The organism is Corynebacterium mycetoides (genome assembly GCF_900103625.1).
GTDB classification, from domain to species: Bacteria; Actinomycetota; Actinomycetes; order Mycobacteriales; family Mycobacteriaceae; genus Corynebacterium; species Corynebacterium mycetoides.
This window is the reverse complement of record NZ_LT629700.1, coordinates 933907-952151: the sequence shown is the minus strand read 5'-3', so window position 1 is coordinate 952151 and position 18245 is coordinate 933907. Positions and strand designations below refer to the sequence as shown.

General features: G+C 68.5%; 15 protein-coding genes and 1 pseudogene. 12 read left to right on the top strand and 4 right to left on the bottom strand.

Annotated features, from left to right (window positions below):
• Positions 1-16: 16 nt before the first annotated feature.
• Positions 17-1405 carry a class II 3-deoxy-7-phosphoheptulonate synthase gene (locus BLS40_RS04610; RefSeq protein ID WP_092149392.1) on the top strand — a complete coding sequence of 463 codons (1389 nt, stop codon included), beginning with the start codon at positions 17-19 and terminating at the stop codon, positions 1403-1405.
• Positions 1406-1460: 55 nt separating this feature from the next.
• Here the strand turns inward: BLS40_RS04610 and BLS40_RS11310 are convergent.
• Positions 1461-2696: pseudogene (locus BLS40_RS11310) on the bottom strand (protein kinase domain-containing protein); the annotation flags it as partial.
• A 138-nt stretch (positions 2697-2834) separates the two neighbouring features.
• Between BLS40_RS11310 and BLS40_RS04600 the strand changes: the two are divergent.
• A complete protein-coding gene (locus tag BLS40_RS04600; protein ID WP_092149389.1) occupies positions 2835-3203 on the top strand; it encodes an Rv2175c family DNA-binding protein in 369 nt (122 codons plus the stop codon).
• Here the strand turns inward: BLS40_RS04600 and BLS40_RS04595 are convergent.
• From BLS40_RS04595 to BLS40_RS04585, 3 genes are read right to left on the bottom strand one after another with little or no spacing between them, the layout of a single operon-like run.
• The gene (locus BLS40_RS04595; protein ID WP_092149386.1) at positions 3175-4626 is read right to left on the bottom strand and encodes an alpha-(1->6)-mannopyranosyltransferase A; all 1452 of its coding nucleotides are present in this window, start codon (positions 4624-4626) and stop codon (positions 3175-3177) included. The two genes, BLS40_RS04600 and BLS40_RS04595, sit on opposite strands and share 29 nt — an antisense overlap.
• Complete coding sequence (locus BLS40_RS04590) at positions 4619-5734, bottom strand: polyprenyl synthetase family protein (RefSeq protein ID WP_172808041.1); 1116 nt, start codon at positions 5732-5734, stop codon at positions 4619-4621. Before BLS40_RS04590 ends, BLS40_RS04595 begins: the two co-directional genes overlap by 8 nt.
• A gap of 49 nt (positions 5735-5783) precedes the next feature.
• A complete protein-coding gene (locus BLS40_RS04585) occupies positions 5784-6362 on the bottom strand; it encodes a GNAT family N-acetyltransferase (RefSeq protein ID WP_092149383.1) in 579 nt (192 codons plus the stop codon).
• 156 nt (positions 6363-6518) lie between these two features.
• Here BLS40_RS04585 and BLS40_RS04580 point away from each other — a divergent pair, with 156 nt between their 5' ends.
• From BLS40_RS04580 to murD, 10 genes are all read left to right on the top strand, one after another.
• On the top strand, positions 6519-6959 hold the full coding sequence (locus tag BLS40_RS04580; RefSeq protein WP_092149380.1) for an SAV_6107 family HEPN domain-containing protein: 441 nt from the start codon (positions 6519-6521) through the stop codon (positions 6957-6959).
• A gap of 90 nt (positions 6960-7049) precedes the next feature.
• Positions 7050-7436, top strand: coding sequence for a DUF3040 domain-containing protein (locus BLS40_RS04575; protein WP_092149377.1), 387 nt, complete (start codon positions 7050-7052; stop codon positions 7434-7436).
• Between the two features lie 447 nt (positions 7437-7883).
• Positions 7884-8318 (top strand): division/cell wall cluster transcriptional repressor MraZ, encoded by a 435-nt coding sequence (gene mraZ, locus BLS40_RS04570; protein ID WP_092149374.1) that lies wholly within the window; start codon positions 7884-7886, stop codon positions 8316-8318.
• A gap of 241 nt (positions 8319-8559) precedes the next feature.
• Positions 8560-9597, top strand: coding sequence for a 16S rRNA (cytosine(1402)-N(4))-methyltransferase RsmH (gene rsmH, locus BLS40_RS04565; RefSeq protein ID WP_092152178.1), 1038 nt, complete (start codon positions 8560-8562; stop codon positions 9595-9597).
• Between the two features lie 38 nt (positions 9598-9635).
• A complete protein-coding gene (locus tag BLS40_RS04560) occupies positions 9636-10442 on the top strand; it encodes a hypothetical protein (RefSeq protein ID WP_092149371.1) in 807 nt (268 codons plus the stop codon).
• Between the two features lie 233 nt (positions 10443-10675).
• Positions 10676-12511 carry a peptidoglycan D,D-transpeptidase FtsI family protein gene (locus BLS40_RS04555; RefSeq protein WP_231908543.1) on the top strand — a complete coding sequence of 612 codons (1836 nt, stop codon included), beginning with the start codon at positions 10676-10678 and terminating at the stop codon, positions 12509-12511.
• Positions 12512-12576: 65 nt separating this feature from the next.
• On the top strand, positions 12577-14169 hold the full coding sequence (locus BLS40_RS04550; RefSeq protein ID WP_231908519.1) for a UDP-N-acetylmuramoyl-L-alanyl-D-glutamate--2,6-diaminopimelate ligase: 1593 nt from the start codon (positions 12577-12579) through the stop codon (positions 14167-14169).
• Positions 14166-15722: a UDP-N-acetylmuramoyl-tripeptide--D-alanyl-D-alanine ligase gene (locus tag BLS40_RS04545; RefSeq protein WP_092149368.1), complete on the top strand. Its 1557-nt coding sequence runs from the start codon at positions 14166-14168 to the stop codon at positions 15720-15722. The genes BLS40_RS04550 and BLS40_RS04545 overlap by 4 nt, the downstream gene beginning before the upstream one ends.
• A gap of 6 nt (positions 15723-15728) precedes the next feature.
• Positions 15729-16838 carry a phospho-N-acetylmuramoyl-pentapeptide-transferase gene (gene mraY / locus BLS40_RS04540; RefSeq protein WP_092149365.1) on the top strand — a complete coding sequence of 370 codons (1110 nt, stop codon included), beginning with the start codon at positions 15729-15731 and terminating at the stop codon, positions 16836-16838.
• On the top strand, positions 16835-18241 hold the full coding sequence (gene murD / locus BLS40_RS04535) for a UDP-N-acetylmuramoyl-L-alanine--D-glutamate ligase (protein WP_092149362.1): 1407 nt from the start codon (positions 16835-16837) through the stop codon (positions 18239-18241). Before mraY ends, murD begins: the two co-directional genes overlap by 4 nt.
• Positions 18242-18245: the final 4 nt, after the last annotated feature.

Genomic DNA, 18245 nt, shown 5'->3' with positions numbered 1-18245 from the left:
TGATAAAACTTGAGGGGTGAGTTGGACTATCGACATCCCCAAAGACGTTCTGCCCGATCTTCCGCCGTTGCCGGGGGATTTGAACGAACGATTCCAGGACGTCATCTCCCGTAACGCCAAACAGCAGCCGACGTGGGACGCGAACGAGGCCGGCTACGTGCGCAAGATCCTCGAGTCCGTTCCGCCCGTCGTGCTCGCACCCGAGATCGAGGTGCTCAAGGGCCAGCTTGCCGACGTCGCCCTGGGCAAGGCGTTCCTCCTCCAGGGAGGCGACTGCGCGGAGACCTTCGAATCCAACACCGAGCCGCACATCCGCGCGAATGTGCGCACGCTGCTGCAAATGGCCGCGGTGCTGACCTACGGCGCGTCGGTGCCCGTGGTCAAGCTCGGCCGCATTGCCGGCCAGTACGCCAAGCCGCGCTCCTCCGACCTGGACGAAAACGGTCTGCCGAACTACCGGGGCGACATTGTCAACGGCGTCGAGCCCACCGCGGAGGCCCGCCGGCACGACCCCGCCCGCATGGTCCGCGCCTACGCCAACGCGTCCGCGGCCATGAACCTGGTCCGCGCGCTGACGGCGTCCGGGACGGCCGACCTCCACCACATCCACGACTGGAACCGGCAGTTCGTCGCCGCGTCCCCGGCGGGCGCGCGCTACGAGGCGCTGGCGCGGGAGATCTCCCGCTCCCTGGCGTTCATGAACGCCTGCGGCGTCAACGACGAGCACCTGCGCACCAGCGAGATCTACGCCTCCCACGAGGCGCTGCTGGTGGACTACGAGCGGGCCATGTTGCGCCTGGCCGAGGACAGCCAGGGCGAGACGAAGCTCTACGACCTCTCGGCCCACCAGCTGTGGATCGGCGAGCGCACCCGTGGCATGGAGGACTTCCACGTCAACTTCGCCGCCATGATCAACAACCCGATCGGGATCAAGCTCGGCCCGAAAGTGACCCCGGAAGAGGCCGTCGCCTACGCGGACAAGCTCGATCCGGAGCGCGAGCCGGGCCGGTTGACCATGGTTATCCGCATGGGCCACGACAACGTGCGCACCATGCTGCCGGGCATCGTCAAAGCCGTCGAGGCGTCCGGGCACAAGGTGGTCTGGCAGTCCGACCCGATGCACGGCAACACGTTTACGGCGTCCAACGGGTACAAGACCCGGCACTTCGACAAGATCATCGACGAGGCACAGGGCTTCTTCGAGGTCCACCGCGAGCTGGGCACCCACCCGGGCGGCATCCACATCGAGCTGACAGGCGAGAACGTCACGGAGTGCCTCGGCGGCGCCCAGGACATCACCGACCTGGATCTGCCGGGCCGCTACGAGTCCGCCTGCGACCCGCGCCTGAACACCGAGCAGGCCCTCGAGCTGGCCTTCCTCGTGGCCGAGATGCTGCGCTACTAAGGTCAACTGCGCTGCAGCTGAGCGCCGCGGCTAGCCGAACATCCCCGTCCTACACAATGAGGGCGGGGATGTCGCCGTAGTAGCCCGACCCGAACCACCACGCGCCGATGGCCACCAGCGCGATCACGAGCAGGGAGGCGATCGTGAACACGGCCGTCGCCAGCGCGTTGCGGTTGCTCACTGGATCCGGCGGCGTCATGCGCGGGGCCGGCGTGTGGGCCGGCGCGGGCGCCGGGACGGGAGCGGGCATCGGTTTCGGTGCCGGTTCGGGCGCAGCCGTTGCCCCGACGACGCGGGTGCTTCCGGACGCGGCGTCGGGGAACAGCCGCTGATCAAGCGCGCGGGTTCCCGCCTCCGGCAACGGTGTAGGCACGGGGGTGAAGGACGTCGGGTGAGCGGCCGCGCGGTTCGCCGCGGAGTTCGTGGGAACCGGCACCACGTACTCCGGCAAGCGCAGCTCCGCGGCGACGTCGTCAAGCGCGGCGAGGAACTCCGCGGCGTCCTCGAACCGGTCGCGCGGGTCGCGGGCGGTCGCGGTGGCCACCAGCTCGTCGAAAAGCATGGGCACGCCCTCGATGCGTGACGACGGCGCCGGGACGTCCCGGTTCAGCCGCGCGTAGGCGTGGGCCAAGGGAGTGTCGCCGGTGAACGGGACGGTGCCGGTGAGCAGCTCGAAGAGCACGATGCCGGCGGAGTAGACGTCCGAGGCCTGCGTCATGGCGCTGCCGTCGACCTGTTCGGGGGAGAGGTAACTCACCGTTCCCACGATCTGATCCGTCGAGTGGTTCGAATCCGCCGCCGCGCGCACGAGCCCGAAATCGGCCAGCTTCACCCTGTGATCGGCGTTGATCAAGATGTTGTCCGGCTTGATGTCGCGGTGCACCATCCCCTTGCGGTGGGCAATCGACAGCCCGGTCAGCGTTGCCCGCATCACCGCCGCCGCGGCGTGGGGAGGCATGGGGCCGCGCTCGTCCAGCAGCTCCCGCAGGGTTCCGCCCGTGATGAGCTCCATGATGAGAAACACCTGGTCGCCCTCGTGGGAGAAGTCGTAGACGTTAACCAGGTTTGGGTGCGAGAGCTGGGCCATCGCTCGGGCCTCGCGCCGAAAGCGGCTGAGAAAGACCTGGTCGTGCACGTAGCGCTCGTCCATCACCTTGGCCGCCACCTCGCGGCCCAGCCGTACGTCCACGCACCGGTACACCGTCGACATGCCGCCGCGGGCGATCGGGCGGTCAACCACGTAGCGGTTGTCCAGGTAGTCGCCGACGGAAAGCTGTGGCTGGGGCTGCATGGGCTGCATGGGCTGCTCAGGGTGCATACCCTCCAGTATGGCCGACGCCCGCCCGCAAAGACCACCGGGAAGCCGCCGCTGCGCACCTGCGCGTCTACAGGTTCCCGGGTTACCGGGTGCGCGGGTAAGGTGTGCTGTGTGACTACGCCGAACATTGACCTCGACACTCTGCTCGCCGGTGAATCCTTGTTCACGCTGCCGGATGTCGCCGCCTACCTCGGGGTCCCCGTTACCAGGGTGCACGACCTCATCGGCGCCCACAAACTCTTGGTCTACCGCAAGGACGGGGTGAAGTACGTGCCGGAGCTGCTGCTTGGCACCGACGGAGAGCTGTCCAAGTTCGTGGGAGGCGCCATTATGGTGCTGCACGACGGCGGGTACGGCGAGGACGAGATTTTGCATTACCTGTTCACCCCGGACGACACCCTGCCCGGCCGCCCAGTTGACGCACTCCACGGGCACGGGGCGCGCGAAGTGATCAGGCGCGCGCAGGCGATGGCGTTTTAGAGCCCGTCCGCGGATACACCCACTCGGCGGCCGCCCACCCGGCGATGAGCGCGGCGGCCACAAACCAGGTGTCGTAGAAGCGGTGGTTGCCGCTGCCGGTAAAGGCACAAGCGACGATGACGGACAGCAGCACGGTCGCGCGGCGCACCCACACGGGCGTGCTGATCGTGCCCACGAGAGTCAGCAGCGACGCGTAATACCAGGGGAAGGTCACGGCGTTGGCGACGAATGCGACGGCGTAGGCGCACGTGATGCCCGCGACCGCCTCACGGTCGTTGCGGCGGAACAGGAACCACGTCAGCGCCAACCCGGCGAGCATGAGCACCGATCCCATGGTGCGCGCGAGGGACAGGGCCGCGTTGTAGCGGAAGTGCTCGTCGAAAAGCTGGGCGAAGGGGGTGAACACGTCGGCCGCCAGGGTCGGCCCCGCGAGCGGGTTGACCACCTTCGAGTTGCCCGAGATTTCCGCGACCCAGCCCCACGAGGAACCGGAGAAAACCGTCACGGCGCCTAAGACCGCCATGGTCACGGCCACGGACAGCGTCGAGACTAGGACGAACGTCGCGACGTTGCGTGCCCGGGCGTCGGTGCGCCGCCGGTTGTAGGCCATCCACACCACGAAGGGCAGTGCGATGGCCGCGGTGGCTTTGAGCGACACAGCGAGCGCGATCAGGGCGATACCGGGCACGAACCGGGCGCGCAGGCACAGGTACAAGCCGAGGCTGACGAGCCCGACCATCACTGCCTCGTTGTGCATTCCGCCCACCATGTGCAGCAGAGTCACGGGGTTGGCCACGCCCAGCCACAGCGCGAGCGCCGGGTTGCCGCCGAGGAGGCGAGCGATGCGGGGCACCGCCCAGATGATCGCCACAAACCCCGCCACGGAAATGATCTTGTAGGCCACCAGCCCCGCGGTGACGTTGTCGCCCACGAGACTGGTCACGCGCTGCCCGATCCACAGGTGGAGCGGGCCGTAGGGGGTTGTGGTGTTGCGCCAGTCGTGGCTGACCTCGTAGAGGAACGGGCCCGGGTTCACCGCCGCGCCCTCGGTGTACGGGTCGAAGCCGTCGCGACGCATGGCCCCCTGCATGAGGTAGGAGTACACGTCGCGCGACAGGATCGGCGCCGAAAGAGCGAGCGCCGCCGTCCACAGCCAGGTCGCGCGCGAGGCCTCGGTAATCCCTGCGCGCTGCCGGGACATCTCGCGGCCGAGCCACACCCAGGCGAACACGAGCGCGACCATGCCGGCGGTGAGCAGCGCGTCCATCAGGGAGCGTCCATGCCCCGACATGAGGTGGCCGAGGCCGATCTCGCGCATGACGCCGCCGCGATTGCGCGTCGCGCCCGCCCCGTAGGAACCGGCCGCGATTAGCAGGCCTGCGCCGAGGCCCAGCCAGACCGCCGGTGAACTTGGCCTATGCACGGCGCTCGGTCGCTTGCACCGCCAGGTCCCGCAGCGTGTCGGCCACCTCGCCGACGATGCCCGCGTCCGTCAGCCGGTTCAGGCCCGAGGTGGTCAGAGCCGCAATTCGCTTCTCGACGTCCGCCACAGCGCCGCTGGAGTCCACCAACGCAGCCAGATGGGCGAGCTCGTCCGGGTCGGTGGCCCGCCCGACCCGCTCGCGCAGCGTCTGTGCTGAGGCGGGGTCGGTGGCATCGAGGCGCGCGAGCGCCGTGGCGAGTAACACGGTGCGCTTGCCCTCGCGCAGGTCGTCGCCCACCGGTTTCCCGGTCACGGACTCGTCCCCGAAGACGCCCAGCAGGTCGTCGCGAAGCTGAAAGGCGATACCGATGTCGCGGCCGTAACCGCGGAACGCGTCGATGGTCGCGCCCGCCGCTCCCGCGAGCGCGGCGCCCAGGTGCAGCGGGCGTTCGATGGTGTACGCGGCTGTTTTGTAGCGGTTGACCTTGTCGGCCATCTCCACCGACTCGTCGGCGGCGGCCTCGAGGGCGATGTCGAGCAGCTGCCCGCCGATGACCTCCGTGCGCATGCCCCGCCAGGGCTCAGCGGCGCGCTCGAGGGCGGCGGCGCTCACACCGGAGTCGCGCCACATGTCCTCTGCCCAGATCAGGGCCAGGTCACCGATCAGGATGGCGGAGTTGCGGCCGTACGCGGCGGCATCGCCGAACAGGTGGGCGTCCTCGTGACGGGCCTGCACCGCCCGGTGCACCGTGGGGTTGCCGCGCCGGGTGTCGGAGGAATCGATGATGTCGTCGTGGATGAGCGCGCACGCCTGGATAAGTTCGAGCGAACTGACCGCGCGCAGCACCGCGTCGGGATCCTCCGCCGCGGCCGTGCCCGTGTCACCGGCGCCGACGAATCCCGCCCACGCGTAGAGGGGGCGGATGCGTTTGCCGCCGCCGAGGACGAAGTCGCGCAGGTGCGCCGCGGACTGGCTCACCGGGGCACCGATCTTGTCCACGTCGGGCTGGCGGGAGTCGAGGAAGTGCTCGAGCTCGCGCTCAACTGCTGCGGGGATCGCGGTCAGCTGCCTCGTCTCGTCCCTGGTTGTGCTCGGCGAATCTGCCACGGCTACCTCCTGCTGCGTGTGGGCGTCCACGTGTGGGTTCGTTTCAACCCTACCTGGGGTTCTCCAGCGGCAGCGCGCGGGCCAGAATGGCAAAGGGACGGGGGTCTCCGGCGTAGGAGAAGTTGCGGAGCACGTCCACGAAGCCCATCTTGCGGTACAGGCCGAAAGCGTTGTTGGCTTCGTTCGGGACCTCCGGCGTAGACAACAGCGCCCAGTTCGCCGGGGCATTCCATAGCAGCTGGGTCAGCATCTTCTTGCCTATCCCGGCGCCCTGGCACCGGGGGCTGACGTGGACCTCGGCGACTTCGAAGTAGCTGTCAAGCATGTCGCGGTGGCGCGGGGTGGGCCCGCCGATGGCGCGCAGCCCGCGGACGAGCTGCTGGTCCCACCATCGTTCACGCGTGCCGAGGAAGCCGTAGGCGATGCCCACGGTGCTCTCCCCGGAGGGCGTGGATTCGACGGCGGCCACGGCGGCGAACCCCGGCCAGATCACTTCTCGACGCCACACGGCGATGCGCTGTGAGCGAATCGAGGGATCGTAGCCCATAGCGGAAATGTAGATGTCTACGAGGTCGGGGGCCAGGAGGGCGAACTCGGCGCCGCCGAGTCGGCGAAGGGACACAGTCACACCTCTATCGAACCACGCGAACGGCGGTGTGCGGGAGGTAGTCACCGCAAACTTTCTATAAACGAACACATGTTCTATTGCTCCGGAGGGGATGTCGAACGTGCGTTTTAGAGTGTGGGTCGCACAACGAAAAACGAAACGCAGGAGGAAACCGAGATGAACAGTATCGTGTCCGCAACCACCAACTCTATCGCCGGCTCGGGGATGCGCGTCGGCCGCCGCGAAACCTTTCTTAGCGCCGCGTACGAGCTCCTCGCTCAGGCTCGGGAGGAATACGACAGGGGCGCTTTCGACCTGGCTTTGGAAAGCGCCTACCGGGCGGCTCTGCGGGTGGCGGGTGCGGTCAATTCCGTGTCTCCCGTCATCCGAAAACGGAAGCGGCTGCCCACAAGCGCGTGGGAGAGGCTGGCCCTGACCTCGGATAGCGGGAAAGACTGGGCCACCTCCTTCGCCGCGTTCTCCGCATTGCGGGGGAGGGTCGCGTCGGGGATCGAGACCGACCCCAACCCGGAGACTGTGCGTGCGTTGATGGAGCTTGCCGAGGATTTCCTCGGCGAGTCGATCCCGGGAATGGGGAAGGTGCCGCAGATGGCCTAACCAGGGCATCGTGCGCCAGGAACAATCCGGATACACTCTCCGTTATACAAGGTGTAGAGCAACCTCAACGGTAGAGCTGGAGAGAAAACAGTGTCCCTTTCGGAGCAGGAACAGCGCACCCTTCGCGAGATCGAGCAATCGCTCCTCGCTGAGGATCCAAAGTTTGGAAGCAAGGTGCCCGGCGGCGCCGGCGCGGCCGGCAACGGCGGCACCGGCCAGATCACCATGCGCAGCGCCGCTCTCATTGTGTTGGGCCTGGTGCTCCTGATCGGCGGAGTCGCCCTGGCCACGGTGAGTGTGTGGTTCGTCGCGCTCAGTGTCGTGGGATTCGCGGTCATGCTTGCCGGCGGCGTCATGGCCCTGCGTTCACCCGCCGTGCCCGCCGCGAGGGCCAAGGGTCCGGTGAACTCCGCGAGGCGCTCCCCGCGGGTGTCCACCATGGAGGAAAACTTCAAGCGCCGCTTCGAAGGGCAGTAGTCTCCTCTCACCGCTTGCCCGTCCGGATTATCCGGGCGGGCTTTTTCTGTGCCCCCGTGCGCGCCTCCCCAAATCCCCCACTTTGTCCCACCCACGCCGAGCAATTCCCGGGCACCGCGGGAAGCGACTCGGGTTAAGGCGTTTCGCGTGATGCTCAGGCGGCTCAAAATCAACAATTGAGACGGGTGTGACTTACTTGCCGGGCGGTTGTTCCGGTGGGCGAAGGGGTGGGGCGGGAGATCCGCCCACAATTTTTCCGGCCCTTAACCTGCATGTTTTCAAAAGTTTAGAATTGTCCGACGCGCCAGTATGGAAAAAGTGGGGGAAAGTGGGATAGAGTGGGGCGCAGCGGAGAAAAGCGGAGGCATCTTGACTACGTGCTGACGCGGATCGCCGCCCGGAAAATTGAACAACCGTAGTCGCAGAGTGAAGGAAGGTGGGCTCCGGATGTTTCTGGGTACCTACACTCCCAAGCTCGACGACAAGGGACGCCTGACGCTGCCCGCCAAGTTCCGCGAGGATTTGGCGGACGGGTTGATGGTGACCAAGGGGCAGGACCACTCTTTGGCGGTCTACCCCCGCGAGGAGTTCGCGGCGCGCGCCCGCAACGCGGCCGCAGCTTCGCGCACGAACCCGAAGGCGCGCGCCTTCATCCGCAACCTGGCTGCCAGCGCGGATGAGCAGACGCTTGATGGTTCGGGTCGCATCACGCTGTCACCTGCGCACCGGGAGTACGCGCGCCTGTCCAAGGAGTGCGTGGTCATCGGTTCGGTCGATTTTCTGGAGATCTGGGACGCCGAGTCCTGGGCTAACTACCAGCAAGAAACCGAGGCCGCCTTCGCGGCGGCCGATGACGACGACATTCTCTCCGGCCTGCTCTAGGACTGACTACCCGACAAGCAGGCACCGACTACTGCGGAGAGCGTGTACGGACTCTGCTCGGGGCGCGGAGCGTTCTGGTGTACTTCCCCGACATCAGAACAGCCGCCCCGGGCAGGGCCCTATGCGTTCCCCGGCTCACGGAAACACGCGCCGACACACGCTGAAAAGTACGCCGAAGAAACAGGGATGAAGGGGGGTGGGCCCGGTGTCACAGGCCGACGACGTCTCGCAGCCCGCGGACATGGACTTCGAGCTGGGTTCCAACCACGGCCACGTGCCGGTCATGCGCGACCGCATGGCCGCCCTGCTCGCCCCCTCTGTCGAAGCGTTCGGGGCCGACGCCGTCATCGTGGACGGAACCCTGGGCGCCGGCGGCCACACCGAGCACTTCCTCACCGTTTTCCCGCAGGCCCGCGTCATCGGGGTGGATCGCGACCCCATCGCGCTGCGCGACGCCACCGCCCGCCTCGCACCCTTCGGGGATCGGTTCATGGGCGTGCAGGCGCGTTTCGACGACCTGGGCGACGCGATCGAGTCGGGAGCCGACCCCATTTTTGAGACGGCGCGGGAGGTCGGCGTCGCCGGGGCCCTGTTCGACCTCGGTGTCTCTTCCATGCAGCTGGACCAGGAAGAGCGCGGTTTCGCGTACCGGGTGGATGCCCCGCTGGACATGCGCATGGATCCGACGACGGGGCCCACAGCTGCGGACGTGTTAAACACCTATAGTCACGGCGACCTTGCACGCATTCTCAAGACGTACGGGGACGAGCGCTTCGCGGGCAAGATCGCCTCCCTCATCCTCAAAGAACGCGAGAAAGCCCCGTTCGAGCGCAGCGGGCGCCTGGTGGAGCTGATCTACCAGGCCATCCCGGCGGCGACGCGCCGCACCGGGGGACACCCCGCCAAGCGCACGTTCCAGGCCCTGCGCGTCGAGGTCAACCGGGAGCTCGAGGCGCTCGAGAACGTTATTCCCGTGATCACCGGGGCGCTCGGACCGGGCGGGCGCGCGGTGTTCATGAGCTATCAGTCCCTCGAGGACAAGATCGTCAAAGCCGCGCTGACCAAGCTGACCACCTCCACCACCCCGGCGGGTTTGCCGATGGACCTTCCGGGAACCGCCGCGGAGTTCCGCTCGATCACCCACGGGGCGGAGAAGGCCTCCGAGGCGGAGATTGAGCAGAACTCGCGGGCTGCCCCGGTGCGTGTGCGGGGCGTCGAAAAGCTCAGTGAGCCCGATGAGCCCAGCACACCCGGCGACCATCCACCAACCACCACCTGACACACAAGCGACCGAAAGCACGGAAAGGCCACACCGCCATGGGAGCAAGCCGAGACCTCACCGCAGGCGCCCGTACGATCACGCTCGAGCGGACACCCGCGGGCACGACCCGCCCGGCAACCCCCGCAGCCAGTGGGGACCTGCAGCTGGACCCGCGCGTCGCCCCGCACGCGCTGCACCCTCGCAACCTGCGGTCGACCGGCAGGCTCGGGTCGAAGCAGGTCGTGTCCGTGCGTGGCCGGCGGGTGAGCGACACCACCGACGTCAAGCGGAAGTTCTCCACGGTCACGGCCATCGCCGTACCGCTGTTGACCCTGGGGGTGCTGGCCGCCATGGTCTTGTCCGGCGTGTCCACCTCGCAATCGTTTACCGTGCAGCAGTTGCAGGCGCGCGAGCGGGAACTGTCCAACCAGGTGGAAACACTCAACCGCGACCTGGAGAACATGCGCTCCTCGTCCGAAATTGCGAGGCAGGCGGCCGATGCGGGAATGGTGGTGCCCCACGTGCCGGGGATTCTCTCTGTCGACGGCAACGGCGCCGTGCGCGAGGATAGGGCGTTCGATCCCGAGGCGACGCAGAAGATGACCGAGGTCACGGCACCGGCCGGCGGCGGGGAAGGTGCCCGCGAGGATCGCGCGACGAGCGATCGCGAAGCGACGGCCCAGGTGGGCGACAACCTCACCGAGCTGCCCGGTGGCAACGTGCTGGGCCAGAACGACCCCCTCGACCCCCTTGACCCCCTTGCCCCCCGCCAGGCCGCACCGGAAGCTGCGGCTCCGGCGGCTCCGCCTGCGCCGGCAGAAAACCTGGCTCCCTACGCCCCCCGGGCTGCCGCGGCCCGGTAGGAGCGGCCGACGCCGCCGACGCCGCCGGCACCGCGGGGCGTGGCGATCACGTGACGCGCGAGGCGCGGCGGGCATGATGTAGTGGGTATCAGACGGACTTTGACAGCGAGGCAGGTGACTTCAGCGTGGTAGGTGGTTTCGGCGAGAGCCGCGGCCCCGAGGTGGGCGGCGGCAGCACCCGCGTTCCGGAGCCACAGAAGGACGCCACCAAGCGCCGGACGCGGGTCATCGCCGTGGCGTTTGCGGTCGCCGTCGTCCTGTTAGTGGGACGGCTCGCCTGGGTTCAGGTCGTGTGGGGGCCGGGTTTGCAGTATCAGGCCGAAGCCCAGCGCGCGCGCATCTACGAGGATCCCGCGCGCCGCGGAGACATCGTCGACCGCGCCGGTAACCAGCTCGCGTACACCATGCAGGCGCGGTCCCTCACCGTCTCCCCGGTGCAGCTCCGGAAAGAGTTGCGCGAGCAGCAGGAGCAGCGGATGAGCATGGAAGGCCTCTCGCAGGCCGCCATCGACGCCCAGGCCGACGCCCGGGTGGAAGACGTGCTGCGGACCATGGCAAACGAGATCCCCACCATGATCGAGGGCGCCCACGCCACGCAGGCTCCGGCCCGCGTGAGCTCGAAAGACATCTTGGACAAGCTGCACGCCGAGACGGACTACGAAATCCTCGTGCGTAACGTGGACCCCGACGTCGCAGCGGAGGTGGCGAAGAAATTCCACGGCGTGGCGGCCGACCACCAGGACATCCGTCAATACCCCAACGGCGCCGTCGGAGAAAACATCGTGGGCAAGGTCTCCATGGACGGGCAGGGCCAGTTCGGGCTCGAAGCCAGCAGCGACAGCGTGCTCACGGGTGTCAACGGCAGCTCGAAGGAAGACGTTTCCGCTAACGGGCAGTCCATCCCGGGCACGCTGCGTGACGTGGTCCCGGCCGTCGACGGGTCGCGCATTGCGCTCACGATCGACGTGGACCTGCAGACGTTCGTGCAGCGCACACTTGAGCAAGCGAAAGCCAACTCCCTGGCGAAGGACGCCGAGGCGGTGGTGCTCGACGCGCACACCGGGGAGGTGTTGGCCATGGCCAACACGGGCACCGTCGACCCCAACGGCAACCTGGAAAAGCAGCTCGCGGAGGGGCGCAGCTTTGACAACTACGCCATCTCGCACCCGTACGAGCCGGGGTCGGTGGCCAAGATCATCACGGCGGCCGCCGCCATCGAAGAGGGGATGACGGACCCGTATGAGGTCCACCAGGTCCCCGGGTCGATCGACATGGCGGGGGTGACCGTCGCCGACGCGTGGTCGCATGGGGTGGCCCCGTACACCACGGCGGGCATCTTCGGAAAGTCCTCCAACGTGGGAACGCTCCAGCTGGCCCAGCGCCTGGGCGCGGAGAGGTTCGCGGACTACCTGCACCGCTTCGGCATCGGGGAGACCACGGGCATCGAACTGCCGAACGAGTCCGCCGGGCTCCTGCCCGCCGAAGAACAGTGGTCGGGTGGCACCTTCGCCAATCTGCCGATCGGGCAGGGCATGAGCTGGACGACGTTGCAGATGGCGAGTGTGTACCAAACCCTGGCCAACGGCGGGGAGCGCATCGAGCCGCGCATCATCTCGGAGATCACCGGTCCCGACGGTCAGGCGCGCCCGACCGCGCCCGCGGAGCGCACGCGCGTCGTCAGCGAGGAAACGGCGCGCACGACCGTGGACATGTTCCGGGCGACATTCCAACAAGACCCGATGGGGGTGAACTCGGGAACCGCCCAAGGCAGCGGGATCGAGGGCTACCAGCTCTCGGGCAAGACCGGAACAGCCCAGAAAGTCAACCCGGACACAGGCGCGTACTCGCAATCCCAGTTTTGGATCACCTTCGCGGGCATCGCGCCTGCCGACGATCCGCGTTTCGTTGTGGCGGTGATGCTGGACGAGCCGCAGCGCGGGCCGCTGGAGGGCGGCGCCGGCGGGCAGTCCGCCGCGCCCGTGTTCCGTGAGATCTCCTCCTGGCTGCTCAACCGGGAGAACATCCCCCAGAGCGCGCCCGCCGAGCCTTACGTGCTGGAGCAGCGCTAACCATGAGCGGTGAGAAGAAGTTGACCAGGAATAGTGAGTAGAATGAACAGAAGGAAAGGAATCCGGTGGCAGACGAGGTAGTGGAGCACAACGAGGGGGAGGTGCACACTCTCGCCCGCATCGCGGAGATCGCCGGCGCACGCATCGTCGGTGTGACGGACGCGCTCGCCGCCGACACGCTCATCGGCTCTATCGGGTTGGACTCGCGCGAGGTCGCCGCCGACGGGATGTTCGCCGCCCTTCCGGGCACGCGCGCCCACGGAGCGGACTTCGCCGTGGATTCGCCGGCGCGTGCTGTGCTGACGGACGAGGAGGGCCTGCGCATCCTACAGGGCGCCCGCGAGACCCGCCCCGTGCTCGTGGTCGACGACGTCCGGGCGATCCTCGGCGCGGTCTCCGCGCACATCTACGGCTACCCTTCGCGCGCCATGACGGTGATCGGCGTGACCGGGACGTCGGGAAAGACCACCACCACGTACCTGCTCGAGCGCGGCCTAATGGCCGCAGGCGTGCAGGTCGGGCTCATCGGCACGACGGGGACCCGGATCCGCGGGCGCAGCGTCCCCACGGCGCTGACCACCCCGGAGGCGCCGACCCTCCAGGCGCTGTTCGCGCGCATGGCTGCCGAGGGCGTGACCCACGTTGTGATGGAGGTCAGCTCGCACGCGCTCGCGCTCGGACGGGTCGCCGGCACCGAATTCGACGCCGCCGGATTCACCAACTTAAGCCAGGACCACCTCGACTTCCACCCGACGATGGAGGACTACTTCGAGGCCAAGGCGTTGCTTTTCGATCCGGGCTCGGCGGTGGCGGCTCCCATAGGCGTCGTGTGCGTCGACGACGAGTGGGGAGAGCGCATGGCGCAGCGCCCCGCGCGGACCGTGCTGGTGGGCACCCGCGGACAGCAAGACCTCGACTGCAGCGCGCGCACGATCGCCGTGCGCGAGACCGGGGCGCAGGACGTCGCCGTGACCCTCGGCGGCGCGACGTACGAGTTCACCCTGCCGTTGCCGGGTGCGTTCAACGTGGCCAACGCCGCTGTGGCCGCAGCGCTCGCGCACGCCGTCGGCGTGGACCCCCCGAGCTTTGTCGCAGGCCTCGAATCGGCCGCGGTGCCGGGGCGCATGGAGCGTATCGACGCCGGGCAGAACTTTGTCGCCGTGGTCGACTACGCCCACAAACCCGCCGCCGTCGCCGCCGTGCTGGAGACGCTGCGCGGGCAGGTGCAGGGGCGGATCGGGGTCGTGGTGGGCGCCGGCGGCGACAGGGACACGTCGAAACGCGCCGTCATGGGGCACGAGGCCGCGACGCGGGCGGACCTGGTGATTGTCACCGACGACAACCCGCGCACCGAGGATCCGGCGGCAATCCGCGCGGCCGTTCTCGGGGGCGCGAGAAGCGCCGGCGGCCGCGCCGAGATCCGGGAGTCCGGCTCGCGCGCCGACGCCATCGACCAGCTCGTGGCCTGGGCGCGCCCGGGAGACGCGATCGCCGTGGTGGGCAAGGGCCACGAAGTGGGCCAGATCATCGGGGAAACGACACACCACTTCGACGATCGGGAGGAGATGCGTAGGGCACTGGCCGACAACGGTTACGGTGAAAACGACGCGGACGGCCACAGCGGTCCGCACGAGAAAGTGAGGACGCCTCGCCCATGATCCCCCTGAAACTAGCCGAGATCGCGAAGATCACAGGCGGCCGGCTTAACGACGCCGCGGACCCGGAGGCGGTCGTCGACGGGTTCGTCGAGTTCGACTCGCGCAAGATCGCGCCGGGAGGGCTCTTCGTCGCGCTGCCCGGCAAGCGCGTAGACGGCCACGATTTCGCCGCGGCCGCGGTGGAGAAGGGGGCGGCGGGAGTGCTCGCCGCCAGGGATGTGGACGCGCCCGCCGTGGTCGTGCCCAAAGCGCAGCCGCGCGAGGGAGACAACTCGGATCTGGCCGCCAACGACCCGGACGGCTCCGCGGCGGGAGTCGTCGCGGCGATGTCGAAGCTGGCTAGCCATGTGGCGCACCACCTGACGTCGCACGGCGGGCTGTCCATCGTGGGAATCACCGGCTCGGCGGGCAAGACCTCCACTAAGGATCTGGTCGCCTCCGTGCTCTCGGCCGGTGGGGAAACCGTCGCGCCCCCGGGCTCCTTCAACAACGAGATTGGCCACCCGTACACCGTCCTGCGCTGCACACCGACCACGCGGTTCCTCGTGGCCGAAATGTCGGCGCGCGGCATCGGGCACATCGCGCACCTGGCCACAATCGCGCCGCCGTCGTTCGGGGTCGTTCTCAACGTCGGCACGGCGCATATCGGCGAGTTCGGCTCGAAGGAGAACATCGCCCGCGCCAAGGGCGAGCTCGTCGAGGCATTGCCCACGGCCGCGGACGGCGGCGTGGCCATCCTCAACGCGGACGACCCGCTCGTTTCCGCGATGGCGCAGCGCACCCGAGCGCGCATTGTGCGGTTTTCCGCTTCCGGCCAGCGCGTGGACTACTACGCCACCGATATTTCGCTTGACGACGTCACGCGCGCCAGCTTCACCCTCCACTCCCCGGGCAACGCCCCACAGCGCGTCGAGCTCAGCGTGTTCGGCGCCCACCAGGTGTCCAACGCGCTGGCTGCCGCCGCCGTCGGGATCGAGTCGGGGATCGACGCCGCCACCGTGGCGCGCAGCCTGAGCGAGGCGCGGGGAGTCTCTGGCAACCGCATGGACGTGCAGACCCGCTCGGACGGGGTCACCGTTATCAACGACGCCTACAACGCTAACCCGGATTCCATGCGCGCGGGCATCGCGGCGCTGGGGTTCACCGCGTCCGGTCGCCCCGGTGCGCGGTCGATCGCCGTGCTCGGCGAGATGGCCGAGCTCGGCGGCGACTCCGTGGCCGCGCACAGCGAGCTCGGCCACGACCTCGCCCGCTACCGGGTGACCCACCTCGTCGCGGTCGGGGAGAACGAGGCCATGGAGGCCCTGGCGCTTAGCGCCCGCGAGCAGGGGATCAAGGTCGACGTGGCCCCCGACGTCGAGGCGGCAGCCGCCGTTGTCGCGAACATCCTGGCCACGCCGCCGGCGGGCGAGGAAGGGTGGTACGAGCGAGAGGACAAGGACGTGGTGCTGGTGAAGGCCTCCAACGCCCTCGGGCTGTGGGCTGTGGCGGACCGGCTGCTCTCGGGGCATAGCATGAAAGGCGTCCACTCTGACGGAGACGGGGAGCGTTAAGGCGCAATGGTTCAGATCTTTTTTGCGGGGGCGGTGTCGTTTCTCGTCGCTATCTTTGTCACCCCGCTGCTGATCCGGTACTTCAACCGCCGCGCCATGGGACAGGAGATCCGCGAGGACGGCCCCAAGTCCCACGCCCGCAAGCGCGGCACCCCCACGATGGGCGGCATCGCCATCTTGCTGGCCATCACCGTCGGCTACCTCGTCTCAGGGGCGTGGTCCGCGCTGACGGGCCACCGGGTGTTCAGCGCCTCCGGGCTTATCGTGCTCGGCCTGACCCTGGCGCTCGGGGCGGTGGGATTCGCCGATGACGGCATCAAGCTCTTCATGAAGCGCAACCTCGGTTTGAATAAGACCGCCAAGCTCGTCGCGCAGCTCGCCATCGCCCTGGTGTTCGGCATCCTTGTCCTGCAGTTCCCGGATGAGAACGGGTTGACGCCGGCGTCGACCAATTTGAGCTTCGTCCGGGACATGGGGGTCATCGATTTCGCCGCCGTGGGCGGAATCCTCGGGACCATCATGTTCCTCGCGTTCATCTACTTCCTCCTCGCCGCGTGGTCGAACGCGGTCAACCTCACCGACGGGCTCGACGGGCTGGCGGCCGGAACCACGGCGCTGGTGATGGCGGCGTACACCGGGGTGACGTTCTGGCAGTTCCGCAACTCGTGCGCGGCGGCGCCCGGCCCGGGCTGCTACGACGTCCGCGACCCGCTGGACCTCGCGGTGCTCGCGGCCGCCGGGTTCGGCGCGTGCGTGGGCTTTTTGTGGTGGAACGCGTCGCCGGCCAAGATCTTCATGGGGGACACGGGTTCGCTCGCGCTCGGTGGTCTCGTGGCGGGGTTGTCCGTCACCTCGAAAACGGAGCTGTTGATGGTGATCATCGGCTCGCTGTTCGTCCTCGAGGCGGTCTCCGTGGTCATCCAGGTGGTGTCGTTTAAGACAACGGGCAAGCGCGTGTTCCGCATGGCGCCCTTCCACCACCACTTCGAAAACGGCGGCTGGGCCGAGACGACCGTGGTCGTCCGGTTCTGGCTGATCGCCGCGATGTCCGTGGTCGCGGGCCTCGCCCTGTTCTACGGCGAGTGGCTCACGCGGGTGGGGGCGACACTCCTGTGACGCAGCTTGTCAACGGAGACGGCGCGGTGCTCGTCGCCGGCGCCGGGGTGTCCGGGCTCGGCGCGGCGAAGCTGCTGCGCGCTGTCGGGGCGCGGTTCGTGGTCGCCGACGATAACCCCGCAAACCAGGAACGGGTTCGGGAGGCGGTCGGCGCGGAGACGGTGACCACTGCCGAGGCGCGAGACCGGCTCGGAGAGTTCGGCACCGTGGTCACATCCCCGGGGTGGCGCCCGGACACGCCGCTGCTGGTCGCCACCGGGGAGGCGGGAATCGAGGTCATCGGCGACGTCGAGCTGTGCTACCGGCTCGACCGGGCCGGCGTCTTCGGCCCGCCGCGCACTTGGCTGGTGGTCACGGGGACCAACGGCAAGACCACCACGACGGGCATGTTGGCGGCGATTATGCGCGAGGCGGAAAACGACACGGGCCTGCGCGCCCAGGCGTGCGGAAACATCGGCGTCGCCGTCAGCGATGCCCTGCTGGACCCCGAACGGGTCGACGTCCTTGTCGCGGAGCTCTCCAGCTTCCAGCTGCACTGGTCTCAGCAGCTCACCCCCGACGCCGGGGTGCTGCTCAACCTGGCCGACGACCACATCGACTGGCACGGATCCTTTGCCGCTTACGCCGACGCCAAGGCGAAGGTGCTTCACGCCCGATCCGCGGTGGTGGGTGTGGACGACCCGGAGGTCGTGCGGCTCGCGGAGCGCACGGGGCGTAAGGACATTGTCGGGTTCACGTTGGGGGAGCCGTCGGCAAGCGAGGCGGGGGTGGTCGGCGGCCGCATCGTGTTCAACAACGCCGGGGAGCTCATCGATCTCGCGAGCGCCGAGGGGATTGAGCCGGCCGGGGTGGCCGGGGTGCTCGACGCGCTGGCGGCGGCGGCCGTGGCGGTGACCCAGGGGGTGGCGCCCGGGCGGATCCAGGCGGGCCTGGTCGGGTACCGCGTGGAGGGGCACCGCGGGGCGGTGGTGCATTCTGCGGGCGGGGTCGACTGGGTGGACAACTCGAAGGCGACCAACCCTCACGCGGCGGACTCCGCGCTGGCGGGGGCGGGCGAGCCCGGGACGGTGGTGTGGGTCGCCGGCGGGCAGCTCAAGGGCGCCAGCGTGGACCGGCTCATCGCCGAGCACGCGCACCTCTTCCGCGCGGTGGCGCTGCTCGGGGTGGACCGCGGGATCATCCACGACGCGCTGCGTCGCCTGGCGCCTGGGGTCCCGGTGTTTTCCACCGCGTCGACAGACCCGGGCGCGGCGATGGACGAGTGCGTGGCGTTCGCGGCCCGCACCGCGCGGCCCGGGGATACAGTTGTGCTGGCCCCGGCGGCGGCGAGTTTGGACATGTTTTCCGGAATGTCGGCGCGTGGGGACGCGTTTGCGGCAGCGGCAATGAGACACTGCCCGTAGCAGC